Source organism: Pseudomonas oryzae (assembly GCF_900104805.1).
In the GTDB taxonomy this organism is placed as follows: Bacteria; Pseudomonadota; Gammaproteobacteria; order Pseudomonadales; family Pseudomonadaceae; genus Geopseudomonas; species Geopseudomonas oryzae.
This window is the reverse complement of sequence record NZ_LT629751.1, coordinates 2,683,053-2,696,789: the sequence shown is the minus strand read 5'-3', so window position 1 is coordinate 2,696,789 and position 13,737 is coordinate 2,683,053. Positions and strand designations below refer to the sequence as shown.

Here is a 13,737-nt window from a genome sequence, read left to right as displayed (position 1 = left end):
TTGCGGCAGATAACCGGTAAATTCGTGCCGTTGTACAAGCAAAGCCAAGACTACCCGACTTTGCACGCTGAAAAAATGCTGGCCCGCTGTCTCCTGCCCTGCGGCACGGCGGCGCAATGCCCGTGTCGCGGCTTCGCCGGCCGGGGCGGCTGGGCTATACTTCGCGCCCCGACGACCTGTTGATGACCCCTGCCCATGTACGCTCTGGCCCGCGAGCTGTTGTTCAAACTGTCCCCGGAAACCTCCCATGAACTGGCCATCGATCTGATCGGTGCCGGTGGCCGCCTTGGCCTCAACCGTCTGGTCTGCCAGACGCCGCGTCTGCCGGTGAAGGTCATGGGCCTCGAGTTCCCCAATCCGGTAGGTCTCGCCGCCGGCCTCGACAAGAACGGCGATGCCATCGACGGCTTCGCCCAGCTCGGCTTCGGTTTCATCGAGATCGGCACCGTGACCCCGCGCCCGCAGCCGGGCAACCCCAAGCCGCGGCTGTTCCGTCTGCCGCAGGCCGAGGCGATCATCAATCGCATGGGCTTCAACAACCACGGCGTCGACCACCTGCTGGCGCGGGTCAAGGCCGCGCAGTATCGCGGCGTGCTCGGCATCAACATCGGCAAGAACTTCGACACGCCGGTCGAGCGCGCGGTGGACGACTACCTGCTCTGCCTGGACAAGGTCTATCCGCATGCCAGCTACGTGACGGTCAACGTCAGCTCGCCGAACACTCCCGGCCTGCGCAGCCTGCAGTTCGGCGACTCGCTCAAGCAATTGCTCGAGGCCCTGCGCCAGCGTCAGGAAGAACTCGCCATGCAGCATGGCCGGCGCGTGCCGCTGGCGATCAAGATCGCTCCGGACATGAGCGACGAGGAAACCGTGCTGGTAGCCCGCGCGCTGCTGGACTCCGGCATGGATGCGGTGATCGCCACCAACACCACCCTGGGCCGCGAGGGCGTCGAAGGGCTGGCCCATGCCGACGAGGCCGGTGGCCTGTCCGGCGCGCCGGTACGTGACAAGAGCACCCACACCGTGCGGATGCTGGCCGGCGAGCTGGCCGGGCGCATGCCGATCATCGCCGTCGGCGGCATCACCGAGGGCGCGCACGCGGCCGAGAAGATCGCCGCCGGCGCCAGCCTGGTGCAGATCTATTCCGGCTTCATCTACAAGGGGCCGGCGCTGATCCGCTCGGCGGTGGACGCCATCGCCGCCAGCGGGCGGATCTGACCGCCCGGAAACAGGACGGGGCCCCGTGGGGCCCCGTAGTGGATGGATTGAATGGCTGAAAGGATCAGGATGGGTGCGGTTCAGCCGACCGCGTGAAGTTCGTTGAGACGATGGATACCGGCAGTGCCGGTCATGCCCTCCCAGTTGTCGACACGGCCTGCGCGCCAGCCATTGAGCCAGGCCTGGCGAGCGGTGGGGAGGGAGAAGGGGCACATATCGCGGGATTTCCCGCTGACGCCATATTGATAACCGCGCATAAAGGCTCTTTCCAACGGATCACGCTTGAGTCTTCTCATCGGGTATTGCCCTCGTTCGTTGACTGTACTTGTCCCGTTGGCCTCTTGGAGGCCTGGCAGAGGATCTGCCACAAAGCTCGCTGCCGACAGGGCGAGCATCTACCGCAGTTCTTCGCGCTGCGGATTGGTCGAGTTCTAAATGAATCCTTGTTGAAATGTGAATGACTGTTTTGTCATAAAAAAACAAATATTAGAGCCCTCCTGATCTAAGCATGGCCAGGGATCGCTCGCAGGCTCGCAGCCTCGGCATTGCCGAGGGTTTGCACCGATACTGAACACGGGGCGCGATTGCTTCTGCGCCTCCGGTCTTCCGACGAAGGGTCAGCCATGGCCCGAGTCACCCCTGATGGGCTTGGCCCCTGGTATACCGCATGTCCGATCTGTTCCCGCTCGTTCTCACCAGTCCCAAGGGCCTGGAAACCCTGCTGCTCGAGGAAGCCACCGCACTGGGCCTGCAAGCCGGGCGCGAGCAGGTGGCCGCCGTGCAGGGCCAGGGCAGCCTGGAAACCGCCTATCGGCTGTGCCTGTGGTCGCGCCTGGCCAACCGCGTGCTGCTGGTGCTCGGCCGCTTCCCGGTGGACAACGCCGAGGCCCTGTACCAGGCGGTGCGCGGGATCGACTGGGGCGAGCACCTGCTGCCCAGCGGCAGCCTGGCGGTGGAGTTCTCCGGCCGTGGCGCCGGCATCGACAACACCCATTTCGGTGCGCTCAAGGTCAAGGACGGTATCGTCGACAGCCTGCGCGCGCAGTCCGGCCAGCGCCCGTCGGTGGACAAGTACGACCCCGACCTGCGCATCCACGCGCGCCTGGAGCGCGGCGAGCTGGTGCTGTCGCTGGATCTGTCCGGTTTCAGCCTGCATCAGCGCGGCTACCGCCTGCAGCAGGGGGCCGCGCCGCTCAAGGAAAACCTCGCCGCGGCGATCCTGATCCGTGCCGGCTGGCCGAGGATCGCTGCCGAAGGCGGCGCGCTGGCCGACCCGATGTGCGGCGTCGGCACCTTCCTGGTCGAGGCGGGGATGATGGCCGCCGACATCGCGCCCAACCTCAAGCGCGAGAAGTGGGGCTTCTCCAACTGGCTGGGGCACGTGCCGGCGCTGTGGAAGAAGCTGCACGAGGAAGCCGAGGCGCGCGCCAGCGCGGGACTCGCCCGGCCGCCGCTGTGGATCCGCGGCTACGAGGCCGACCCACGGCTGATCCAGCCGGGACGCAACAATATCGAGCGCGCCGGCCTGGGAGACTGGGTGAAGATCTACCAGGGCGAGCTGGCCACCTTCGAGCCGCGTCCGGACCAGAACCAGAAGGGCCTGGTGGTGTGCAACCCGCCCTATGGCGAGCGCCTCGGCGACGAGGCCAGCCTGTTGTACCTCTACCAGAACCTTGGCGAGCGCCTGCGCCAGTCCTGCCTGAACTGGGAGGCGGCGGTGTTCACCGGCGCGCCCGAGCTGGGCAAGCGCATGGGCATCCGCAGCCACAAGCAGTACGCCTTCTGGAACGGCGCGCTGCCGTGCAAGCTGCTGCTGTTCAAGGTGCTGCCGGAGCAGTTCGTCACCGGCCGCAACGAGTCGGCCCAGCCGGCGCCTCAGGCGCGGCTGATCGGCGGCCAGCTGGTCGAACGCCCGCCGGCGGTGCGCAGCGAGCCGGCACGGCTGTCCGAGGGCGGGCAGATGTTCGCCAACCGCCTGCAGAAGAACCTCAAGCAGCTGGGCAAGTGGGCGCGCAAGGCCGGTGTCGAGTGCTACCGGCTGTATGATGCCGACATGCCCGAGTACGCCCTGGCGGTCGACCTGTACCGCGACTGGGTGCACGTGCAGGAGTACGCGCCGCCTCGCTCGGTCGATCCGGACAAGGCCCAGGCGCGCCTGCTCGACGCCCTGGCGGCGATTCCCCAGGCGCTGGACATGGATCCGGCGCGGGTGGTGATCAAGCGTCGCGAGCGCCAGGCCGGCAAGAAGCAGTACGAGCGCCAGGACCAGCAGGGGCGTTTCATGGAGGTGAGCGAGGGCGGCGTCAAGCTGCTGGTCAACCTGACCGACTACCTCGACACCGGCCTGTTCCTCGACCACCGCCCGCTGCGCCTGCGCATCCAGCAGGAGGCCGCCGGCAAGCGCTTCCTCAACCTGTTCTGCTACACCGCCACCGCCACCGTGCACGCCGCCAAGGGCGGCGCGCGCAGCACCACCAGCGTCGACCTGTCGAAGACCTACCTCGACTGGGCGCGGCGCAACCTGGCGCTCAACGGCTTCTCCGACAAGCACCGTCTGGAGCAGGGCGACGTGATGGAGTGGCTGGAAGCCGATCGCGGCGAATACGAGCTGATCTTCATCGATCCGCCGACCTTCTCCAACTCCAAGCGCATGGAGGGCGTGTTCGACGTGCAGCGCGACCACGTGCGTCTGCTCGACCTGGCCATGGCGCGCCTGGCCAGGGGCGGGGTGCTGTACTTCTCCAACAACTTCCGCAAGTTCCAGCTCGACCCGGCGCTGGAGCAGCGCTACGCGGTGGAGGAGATCAGCGCCAAGACCCTCGATCCGGACTTCGCCCGCAACCCGAAGATCCACCGCGCCTGGCGCCTGACGGCTCGGTAGCCCGGGCTTGATCCAGCCGGGCAGGGGAGAGTGCTCGCGCAGCGATCCTCTACCGATGCCCGGCTAGGGGGCGGAGGGGTGGAAAAGACCTGCGGTCGTTTTCCCTGCCGAAGCTCTGCGCCGCCGATGGTGTACAAGCGCTGGCGCGAGCTCATTGCCCTGCCGAACGACCGCCCATGAAAAACCGCCTGTCCGGTGTCCCGGGCAGGCGGTTTTCTGTTTCCGGCTTCAGCGCCCCAGGCCGGCCAGGGTGTCGGGCTGGCGGTACAGCTCCTGGATCACCTGATCGAGGATCGCCGAGGCGCCCCAGGGCCGCGGGTGGTTGAGGATCGCCACCACCGCCCAGGTATTGCCTTGGGCGTCGCGGCTGAAGCCGGCCAGGGCGCGCACGTTGTTCAGCGTGCCGGTCTTCAGGTGCGCGTTGCCGGCCAGCGGGGTGTTGCGCATGCGCTTGCGCAGGGTGCCGTCCATGGCCGCCAGCGGCAGCGAGGAGACGAACTCGGCGGCGTACGGGCTGTGCCAGGCGGCGTGCAGCATGGCGGCCATTTCCCGTGCGCTGATGCGCTCGTGGCGCGACAGTCCGGAGCCGTTCTCCAGCACCAGGTTCCGCGCGCGGATGCCCTTGCGGGCCAGCCACTGGTCGATGGCGCGGTAGGCGGCCGCGGCATCGTCGGCGTCGCTCGGCAGGCGGTGGCGCGCGCCGATCGACAGGAACAGCTGGCGGGCCATGGTGTTGTTGCTGTACTTGTTGATGTCGCGAATGATCTCCACCACGTCCGGCGACAGGGTCTGCGCCAGCAGGCGGGCGTTGCCCGGCGTGCTGCCGAGACGGTCGCGGCCGGCGATGCTGCCGCCCAGCTCGTTCCACAGGGCACGCACCGAGCCGCCGGCGAAGGTCGGGTGGTCGAGCAGCGACAGGTAACGCTGACCGCTGCAGCCTTCCGGGATCTGTCCTGCGGCGACCACGTCGAGGGTGCCGTCCGTCTGCTGCTGGAAGTTGTAGGTCACCTGCGGCCAGCTCGGGCAGCTCGCCGGTCCGGTCACCCGCACGCGGTTGTCGATGCGGATGTAGGGGATCGGCGGTTCGGCCTGCACCACGGCACCGCGTGCCTCGCCGCGCACGATCAGGCGCAGGGTCTTGAGGTTGACCATCAGCGCGTCGGGCTCGACCAGGTACGGCTTGCTGCGGTCGCCGCCGTCATCGTCGAAGGGGGTGTGCGCCGGGTTGCGGAAGTGGTTGCGCTCCAGCACCAGGTCGCCCTCGATATGCTGCACGCCGGCATGGCGCAGGTCGCGCAGCAGCAGCCACAGACGCTCCATGGTCAGCTTGGGGTCGCCGCCGCCCTTGAGGTAGAGGTTGCCCTGCAGCACGCCATTGCGCAGCGGGCCGTCGGTGTAGAAGGCGGTCTTCCACTGGTAGGTGGGGCCGAGCAGCTCGAGGGCGGCGTAGGTGGTGACCAGCTTCATGGTCGAGGCCGGGTTGACCGCCACGTCGGCGTTGAAATAGCTGGCGCTGCCGGGGCCGGTGAGCGGGATGACCGCCAGCGACAGGGCATTGCTGTTCAGCTTGCCGGCCTTCAGCGCCTGTTCCACGCGCGGCGGCAGGCCGGTGGCGTCGGCCGTCACGGGCAGGGCTATGGGCAGCAGCAGACCGACCAGGCCGAACAGGCGCAGCGGTCGGCAAAGATTCTTGGCTCTGGCGAGCAAGGACTTGGGTGGGGGCAACGACACGAGAGAACTCACATGCGTGATTGGAGAGGCAGTTCTCATTATGCCTGAAACCCTCTGTTCCGCGACTCTGCGCGCCGGGCGGCACGTGGTCATGGGCCTGGCTCGCACAAGCTGGTAGAGTGCCTCGCCCAATTGTTCGAGGATATCTCCATGGCTACCAACCGCTCCCGCCGCCTGCGCAAGAAGCTCTGTGTCGAAGAGTTCCAGGAACTCGGTTTCGAGCTGATCCTCACCTATCGCGAAGACCTCGACGAGGCGGGTGAAGACGCCTTCATGCAGCAGTTCCTGCGCGAGGCGATCGAAGGCAACGGCCTGATGTTCATCGGCTGCGACGAGTTCGGCATGGTCTGCCTCGGCAAGCGCGGCTCGGTGAGCGAGGAGCAGCGCGCCAAGGTCGAGGCCTGGCTCAAGGAGCGCAGCGAGCTGGCCAGCTTCCGCGTCGGCGCGCTGGCCGATGCCTGGTATCCGGAAAAGCCGATCGGCGCCTGATCGGCCGCAGCAGACAAAGCCCCGCGGCACCTGGCGTGCCGCGGGGCTTTGCGTTTTCGGGCTCCCTCACACCGGACTCGAGCGTCCGGTCATTTCCCGCGCCATTTCCGTGGCATAGCTGTCGGTCATGCCGGCGATGAAGTCGATCACCCGCATGAAGGCGCGATACAGCGGCCAGTGCGGATCGGGCGCGTTGTTGCCGAGCAGGTCGAGGATGCGCCGGTTCTTGAACGACGGCGAGCGTCCGCCGTGCTGCTCCAGCGCCGCGCCGCAGAAGGCGTTGAGGAGGATCTCCAGGGTGGTGTAGGCGCCGATCTCGTGCAGGGTCTTGCGCTTGTCCTGGAAGATCTTCTCGCGTGCCAGCCCCTTGGCGCGCAGTACGCACAGTTTGGCCGGGCCGTGCATGTGCTCGACCAGATCGCCCTCCAGGCTGCCGGCGAGCAGGGCATCGTGCTGGGCGACGAAGGCGCGTGCGGCGGCGTTGGTCAGGTGTTCGATGGCCTTGCCGCGCAGGATGGCCAGCTTGCGTCGCCGCGAGTCGCGCGGCCCCAGCTGGCGATAGGTGTCCGGCAGGTCGTCGCCGACCAGGTCGAGCAGCAGCGCCTCGACTTCCGGATAGTCGAGCAGATCCATCTCCAGGCCGTCCTCGAGGTCGATCAGGCCGTAGCAGATGTCGTCGGCCGCCTCCATCAGGTACACCAGCGGATGGCGCGCCCAGCGCTGCTCGTCGAGTTGCGGCAGGCCGAGCTTGCGGGCGATCTGCTCGAGCAGCGGCAGCTCGCTCTGATAGCAGCCGAACTTGTGCTTCTTGTAACCCTGGGCGTCGGCGTGGCGGGCGGTCCAGGGGTATTTGAGGTAGCTGCCGAGGGTCGCGTAGGTGAGCCGGGTGCCGCCGTCGAACTGGTGGTACTCGAGCTGGGTCAGCACGCGAAAGCCCTGGGCATTGCCCTCGAAACAGAGGAAGTCGGCGCGCTCGGCCTCACTCAGGGCATCCAGCCAGCCGCGCTCGTCCGCCAGCTGGAACCAGTGGCGAATGGCGTCCTCGCCGGAGTGGCCGAACGGCGGGTTGCCGATGTCGTGGGCCAGGCAGGCGGACTGCACGATCACGCCGAGGTCGCTGGGATCGCACCAGGCCGGCAGCTCCTCGCGCAGCATCTCGCCGACGCGCATGCCCAGCGAGCGGCCCACGCAGGCCACTTCCAGGCTGTGGGTCAGGCGGGTGTGGATATGGTCGTTGCTGGAAACCGGGTGGACCTGGGTCTTGCGGCCGAGGCGGCGGAAGGCGCCGGAGAAGACGATGCGGTCGTGGTCCTTGTGGAAGGCGCTGCGACCGAGTTCCTCGGTGCTCTGCGCGGGTTTGCCGAAGCGCTCGCGGGTAAGCAGGGTGTGCCAGTCCAAGGGAAATCCTCAGCTATCGCGGAGTCTCCAGCTTGCGGGCTTGCTCGGCGCCCCGCAAGTCCCCGGCGCTCTGCCAGCGGGGCGCAGCCCGTGCACCATTGTCGCAACGGCGTGTTCAGGCAAGGGGCGGCATGTCTCTTGCATATTACGGCCTCGTGTGCTTGTGCGAACGCTTGCCCCGGCAGCCGTCGCAGAGGTCGACAGGACGTTGCTTAACACCAACAAGTCCCTGATTAACAACAAGATCATGCCTTGGCGGGCCAGTCCGACCGGCGATCCTCGATCAATCGCTTCAGCATGGCGGAAGATCGGAGAAGATGCGCATGCTTTCAAATGGTGCATACTCGCTGCTCGGTGGTCTGCTTTGGTGCTTTCCTGCCAACCGGAGGAGCGCGTCGCGCCGATGGAAAACCTGTCCACTGCCGTGAACAGCCTGGTTCACGGATCCAATACCCTGTTCATCCTGATCGGCGCGGTCATGGTCCTGGCCATGCACGCCGGCTTCGCCTTCCTCGAGGTCGGCACCGTCCGCCAGAAGAACCAGGTCAACGCGCTGTCGAAGATCCTTGCCGACTTCGCGGTGTCCTGCCTGGCCTACTTCTTCGTCGGCTACTGGGTGGCCTACGGGGTGAACTTCCTCGCCCCGGCCAGCACGCTGACCGTCGACAACGGCTACGCCCTGGTGAAGTTCTTCTTCCTGCTGACCTTCGCTGCCGCCATCCCGGCGATCATCTCCGGCGGCATCGCCGAACGCTCCAGGTTCGGCCCGCAGCTGTGCGCCACCCTGCTGATCGTCTCCTTCATCTACCCGTTCTTCGAGGGCCTGATCTGGAACGGCAATTTCGGTCTGCAGAGCTGGCTGACCGAGCGCTTCGGCGCCGCCTTCCACGACTTCGCCGGTTCGGTGGTGGTACACGCGGTGGGCGGCTGGCTGGCGCTGGGGGCGGTGCTGATGCTCGGACACCGCAACGGTCGCTACCGCGATGGCCGACTGGTGGCCTTCGCCCCCTCCAACATTCCCTTCCTGGCGCTGGGGTCGTGGATCCTGATCGTCGGCTGGTTCGGCTTCAACGTGATGAGCGCGCAGACCCTGCAGGGCGTCAGCGGCCTGGTGGCGGTCAACTCGCTGCTGGCGATGGTCGGCGGCACCCTGGCGGCGCTGCTGGTCGGGCGCAACGACCCCGGCTTCCTGCATAACGGCCCGCTGGCCGGCCTGGTCGCGGTGTGCGCCGGCTCCGACCTGATGCACCCGATCGGCGCGCTGATCACCGGCGGTATCGCCGGCGCGCTGTTCGTCTGGGTCTTCACCGCGACCCAGAACCGCTGGAAGATCGATGACGTGCTGGGGGTGTGGCCGCTGCACGGCCTGTGCGGCCTGTGGGGCGGGGTGGCCTGCGGCATCTTCGGCCAGCCGCTGCTCGGCGGGCTGGGCGGGGTCAGCCTGGTCAGCCAACTGATCGGCACGGCGCTCGGCTGCGCGCTGGCGCTGGCCGGTGGCTTCGCGGTCTATGGCCTGCTCAAGCGCATCACCGGCATCCGTCTGAGCGCCGAAGAGGAGTACTACGGCGCCGACCTGTCGATCCACAAGATCGGTGCGACCAGCCACGACTGATCGTCAGGACCCCGCAAACGAAGAAGCCCGCTCGAGAGCGGGCTTCTTTTTTCACCGGGCTGCTGCTCAGAACAGCGGCAGGGTGTAGGACAGGATCAGGCGGTTCTGATCGATGTCACCGTTGGCGAAGTTGGTGCGGGTGTGGGCGTTGCGCCAGTGCACGCCGAGGTTCTTCAGGGTGCCCTGCTGAACCACGTACTTCAGCTCGATGTTGCGCTCCCACTCCTTGCCTTCGCTGCCGTCGGCGAGCTCGAAGTTGTCGCCGGAGATGTAGCGGGTCATGAAGGTCAGGCCCGGGGCGCCGAGGTTGGTGAAGTCGTAATCGTAACGGACCTGCCAGGACTGCTCGTCGGTGTTGGCGAAGTCGCGGATGGTGACGTAGTTGACCAGGAACGGGTTGTTGCCGTTGACGAAGGCATAGCCGGTATCGCCGGTCAGGGACTGATAGCCCAGGCCCAGCTTGTGAGCCTTGAGGGTGTAGGTGAACATGGCGCCGAAGGCGTTGTTGTCCACGTTGCTGTTGCCATCTTCGCTGCTGTGGGCGTAGCGCAGGTCGGACTTCAGGTTGTGGCCGTCGGCGATCGGCAGCACGTGCACGAGGTTGAAGATGTGCTGCTTGTACAGCTCGTCCAGGTTGCCGTAGTGGTAGGCGGTGCTCAGATCGCTGTTCCACTTGTAGGTGGCGCCGCCGAACACGAGCTGGTCGCTGTCACCCTTGCCACCCAGGCCATTGAAGGCGCTGGTGCGGGCCAGGGTCATGGTTTCGTGATCCTGCGAGTCGCGGTAGTTGATGCGATTCACCATGCCGAGGTCCAGCGAGAGGCCGGCAATTTCCTGGGAGTTCAGGTAGCCGCCCTGGTAGCTGGTCGGCAGCAGGCGGTTGTCGACGCCGGAAATGGTCGGCAGGTTCGGCATCACGGTGCCGACCTTGAGGACGCTGTTGGAAGCCTTGAACTTGGCGGTGACGCCCAGATCGCCATAGGTGTCCTGAGCCTCGCCGGTTTCCCGGTCGAGCTGCAGCAGGCCGGTGCCGCTGGTGCCGCGGCCGGAGTCCAGTTTGACGCCGAGGGTGCTGAGCGCGTCGACGCCAACGCCGATGGTGCCTTCGGTATAGCCAGACTCGAGGCGAGCGATGAAGCCTTGGGCCCACTCTTCGTTCTTGTGCTTGGCGGTGGAGGCGTTATTGCGCACGTCACTGTTGTAGTAGAAGTTGCGCAGTTCCAGACTGGCCTTGCTGTCCTCTACGAAAGCCGCCTGAGCGAGGCTCGGCATAATCATTCCGGCGCCGAGGGTTGCGAAGGCAACCGCGCGGGCGAGCGGGGTCAGGCTCATGGTGTGTGCTCCAGATTTGTGTGGGGGGTGCGACCGGCCAGTGTCTGGCTCTTTGTGAAAGCGGCGTGAATGAAACATGTCGAATTGATGGATTGCGCTTATACATTGGTCTTAATGCGCGCGAAGTTGCCGATTGTTTCGCAGTTTTAGGCCGCTTCGTTAGATTGTTAATGCTCCGGCCTGCCAGCTGTGGACCGATTGATTGCGGCTGGCGGTGCTCCGGGAAGCGTGGCAGGCGGTGATTCCTGCGCGGTGAGGGCTTGCCTCCGGGGGGGGGGGGCTCCGCTCCCGCCCGTGCGGGAGCGGAGCGAGCGCTCAGAGTCCTGCGAGCAGTTTGGCTTCGGCCTTTTCGATGGCGTCCAGCGGGCCGGCGAGCAGCAGGGCGTCGCCTTCGCGCAGGAACGGGTTGTCGCTCGCGTGCAACTCCTCGCCGTCGCGGCGAATCGCCTGGACCTCGACCCCCAGTCCATCCAGAGCCATGTCCAGCACGCTCCGGCCGCAGGCATGGGCACCGCTGCTCAGGTTGACGGCGTGCAGCAGGATGCGCGGGCGGCCCTGCTGGTCCAGCAGGCTGCCGCTGGCGCCGTGATAGAAGCCGTGCAGCAGGTGGTAGCGATCGCTGCGCACCTCGTCGATGCGTGCCTGTACCCGTCGTTCCGGCAGGCCGAGCATGACCAGTGCATGGGAGGCGAGCATCAGACTCGACTCGAGCACCTCCGGTACCACCTCGGTGGCCCCGGCCGCCTGCAGGCTGGCCAGGTAGCTGTCGTCGCGGGTGCGCACCAGGATCGGCAGGGTAGCGGAGAACTTGCGCGCCTGACGCACCGTTTCCAGGGCGCTCTCGGGATTGTCGGCGGCCACCACCAGCAGGCGCGCGCGGGCGACGCCCAGGGCGGCGAGCAGTTCGCCGCGCCGGCCATCGCCGTAGTGCACGTTGATCTCGCCGGCCGCGGCTTCCTGCACGCGCACCGGGTCGCTGTCCAGGGCGACGAAGGGGATGCCCTCGCGGCGCAGGAAGCGGCCGATCGACTGGCCGACCCGACCGAAGCCGCAGATCAGCACGTGCTGGTCATGCCCGGCGCAGGCGCTGGCGATGTCCTCGGCATTGCTCTCGGCCAGCGGGTGCTGGCCCAGGCGGGCGGCGATGCGCGGGGCGTTGCGCAGCAGCAGCGGGGTGACCGCCATCGAGCAGAAAGTGGCGGCGAGGACCAGCCCGCCCAGCTCGGCCGGCAGCAGGTCGACCTGCTGTGCCTGGGCGACCAGGGCGAAGCAGAACTCGCCGCCCTGCGCCAGCGCCAGGCCGCTGCGCCACGCGCTCTCGGTGTCGCCGCCGCGCAGGCGCACCAGCACGGCGACCGCGCCGCCCTTGAGCAGCAGCAGGAGCAGGGTCATGCCGAGGATCAGCAGGCCGTCGGAGGCGAACTGGCCGACATCGATGAACATGCCGACGCTGACGAAGAACAGGCCGAGCAGCACGTCGCGGAACGGTCGGATGTCCGCCTCGATCTGGTGGCGGTAGTGGCTCTCACCGAGCAGCATGCCGGCGAGGAAGGCGCCGAGAGCCATGGACAGGCCGAGCAGGTGGGTCAGCCAGGCGGTGAGCATGACGATGACCAGCGCCAGCAGGACGAACAGCTCGGCGGCGTTGGCCTGCGCCACCTCGTGGAACAGTCGCGGCAGCAGCCAGCGGCTGGCCACCAGCAGGGCGGCGAACAGCAGGGCGGCCTTGCCCAGGGTGATCGGCAGGGCGAAGTACCAGACCTGCTCGCTGTCGCCGGCGATCACCGGGATCATGGTCAGCAGCAGCACCGCCACCAGGTCCTGGAACAGCAGGACGCCGATCGCGTTCTGCCCGTGCGGGCTGAACACCTCGCCCAGGCTGCTCAGTTCCTTGGTCACGATCGCCGTCGACGACAGGGCCAGGCCGCCGCCGAGCAGCAGCGCAGCCGGAAGGTCGAGGCCGGCGAGGGTCAGCAGTCCGGCCAGCGGCAGGCTGCAGGCGATGACCTGCAGGCTGCCCAGACCGAACACCACCTTGCGCAGGGCGAGCATGCGCGGCAGGGAGAACTCCAGGCCGAGGCTGAACAGCAGGAACACCACGCCGAACTCGGCCAGCAGCGGCAGATCCTCGTGCTGCTCGACCCAGCCCAGGCCGCCGGGGCCGAGTGCCAGGCCGACCGTCATGTAGCCGAGCAGTGGCGGCAGCTTGAAGGGACGGAAGGCCGCGATGACCAGCAGCGAGGCGGCGAGGATGATCAGCAGGTTGACGAACAACGGCGGTGCTCCATGCAGAATGTCAGGCTGGGACAGGCAGGATGCCCAAGCTCGGGCGCCAGCGTCCAGCCCTGGCGCGGGGCGGCGCCTGGCGGACGGGGCGCGCATGCTAAACTGCCGGGCGTTTCAACTCCATGAGCGATGTCATGCTGCCCGACTGCCAACTGTTCGGAACCCTGGGTTGCCATCTCTGCGAAGTGGCGGAAGAGCAGCTCATGCCCTTCGTCGGCCTCGGCCTGCAGGTCGAGGTGGTGGATATCGTCGAGCGCGAGGAGTGGGTGACGGCCTATGGCCTGCGCATCCCGGTGCTGCGCCGTCTGGATAGTGGGGCCGAGCTGGGCTGGCCGTTCGATCAGGCGCAGGTGGCCGCCTTCCTGGGCCTGAGCTGAGGTGCTGAAGGCAGCGCCCGGCGCCCGCCGCCCGGGGAGTGACGGTGGATGCCGGACGCCGACAACCAGGCGTCAGGCGGCGGGGACGCCGTCCAGCAGCTCCCCGAGGCTGCCGTCGGCCTCCATGGCCAGGACGATGTCGCAACCGCCGACCAGCTCGCCGTTGACGAACAGCTGCGGATAGGTCGGCCACTGCGAGATCTTCGGCAGCTTCTCGCGGATGTGCGGGGCGGTGAGCACGTTGACGAAGGCGAACGGCTTGCCGGTCTTCTGCATCGCCCCCACCGCGGCGCGGGAGAAGCCGCACTCCGGCGCGTCCGGAGTGCCCTTCATGTAGAGGATCACCGGGTTTTCGGCGATCTGTTTGCGGATGCGTGCTTCGGTATCGAGGACCTGCATGCTCATCTCCTGTG

General features: G+C 67.2%; 11 protein-coding genes. 5 read left to right on the top strand and 6 right to left on the bottom strand.

Translation table 11 applies throughout. The annotated features are described in order from the left end of the window. Positions 1–195: 195 nt before the first annotated feature. Complete coding sequence (locus BLT78_RS12110) at positions 196–1,218, top strand: quinone-dependent dihydroorotate dehydrogenase (protein ID WP_090349221.1); 1,023 nt, start codon at positions 196–198, stop codon at positions 1,216–1,218. A gap of 80 nt (positions 1,219–1,298) precedes the next feature. On the opposite strand, the gene rmf is transcribed toward BLT78_RS12110, so the two are convergent. Next, a complete protein-coding gene (gene rmf / locus BLT78_RS12105) occupies positions 1,299–1,514 on the bottom strand; it encodes a ribosome modulation factor (protein ID WP_090349220.1) in 216 nt (71 codons plus the stop codon). Positions 1,515–1,885: 371 nt separating this feature from the next. Between rmf and rlmKL the strand changes: the two genes are divergently transcribed. Further along, entirely contained in the window at positions 1,886–4,099 is a 2,214-nt protein-coding gene (gene rlmKL / locus BLT78_RS12100; RefSeq protein ID WP_090349219.1) for a bifunctional 23S rRNA (guanine(2069)-N(7))-methyltransferase RlmK/23S rRNA (guanine(2445)-N(2))-methyltransferase RlmL, read from the top strand. 228 nt (positions 4,100–4,327) lie between these two features. On the opposite strand, the gene dacB is transcribed toward rlmKL, so the two are convergent. Further along, on the bottom strand, positions 4,328–5,773 hold the full coding sequence (gene dacB / locus BLT78_RS12095; protein ID WP_408003114.1) for a D-alanyl-D-alanine carboxypeptidase/D-alanyl-D-alanine endopeptidase: 1,446 nt from the start codon (positions 5,771–5,773) through the stop codon (positions 4,328–4,330). A gap of 207 nt (positions 5,774–5,980) precedes the next feature. Here dacB and BLT78_RS12090 point away from each other — a divergent pair, with 207 nt between their 5' ends. Next, on the top strand, positions 5,981–6,319 hold the full coding sequence (locus BLT78_RS12090) for a YggL 50S ribosome-binding family protein (RefSeq protein WP_090349217.1): 339 nt from the start codon (positions 5,981–5,983) through the stop codon (positions 6,317–6,319). Positions 6,320–6,385: 66 nt separating this feature from the next. Here the strand turns inward: BLT78_RS12090 and BLT78_RS12085 are convergent, their stop codons facing one another. Next, positions 6,386–7,717, bottom strand: a complete 1,332-nt coding sequence (locus BLT78_RS12085) for a deoxyguanosinetriphosphate triphosphohydrolase (RefSeq protein ID WP_090349216.1) — start codon at positions 7,715–7,717, stop codon at positions 6,386–6,388. A 403-nt stretch (positions 7,718–8,120) separates the two neighbouring features. Between BLT78_RS12085 and BLT78_RS12080 the strand changes: the two genes are divergently transcribed. Continuing rightward, positions 8,121–9,329, top strand: coding sequence for an ammonium transporter (locus BLT78_RS12080; protein WP_090349215.1), 1,209 nt, complete (start codon positions 8,121–8,123; stop codon positions 9,327–9,329). A 66-nt stretch (positions 9,330–9,395) separates the two neighbouring features. On the opposite strand, the gene BLT78_RS12075 is transcribed toward BLT78_RS12080, so the two are convergent. Both BLT78_RS12075 and BLT78_RS12070 read right to left on the bottom strand, forming a co-directional pair. Next, positions 9,396–10,661, bottom strand: coding sequence for an OprD family porin (locus tag BLT78_RS12075; protein WP_090349214.1), 1,266 nt, complete (start codon positions 10,659–10,661; stop codon positions 9,396–9,398). Between the two features lie 315 nt (positions 10,662–10,976). Next, positions 10,977–12,935 carry a monovalent cation:proton antiporter family protein gene (locus BLT78_RS12070; protein WP_090349213.1) on the bottom strand — a complete coding sequence of 653 codons (1,959 nt, stop codon included), beginning with the start codon at positions 12,933–12,935 and terminating at the stop codon, positions 10,977–10,979. A 146-nt stretch (positions 12,936–13,081) separates the two neighbouring features. On the opposite strand from BLT78_RS12070, the gene BLT78_RS12065 reads away from it, so the two are divergent. Then, positions 13,082–13,324, top strand: a complete 243-nt coding sequence (locus BLT78_RS12065) for a glutaredoxin family protein (protein ID WP_090349212.1) — start codon at positions 13,082–13,084, stop codon at positions 13,322–13,324. A 72-nt stretch (positions 13,325–13,396) separates the two neighbouring features. On the opposite strand, the gene grxD is transcribed toward BLT78_RS12065, so the two are convergent. After that, positions 13,397–13,723, bottom strand: a complete 327-nt coding sequence (gene grxD, locus BLT78_RS12060; RefSeq protein ID WP_090352280.1) for a Grx4 family monothiol glutaredoxin — start codon at positions 13,721–13,723, stop codon at positions 13,397–13,399. Between the last annotated feature and the right edge of the window lie 14 nt (positions 13,724–13,737).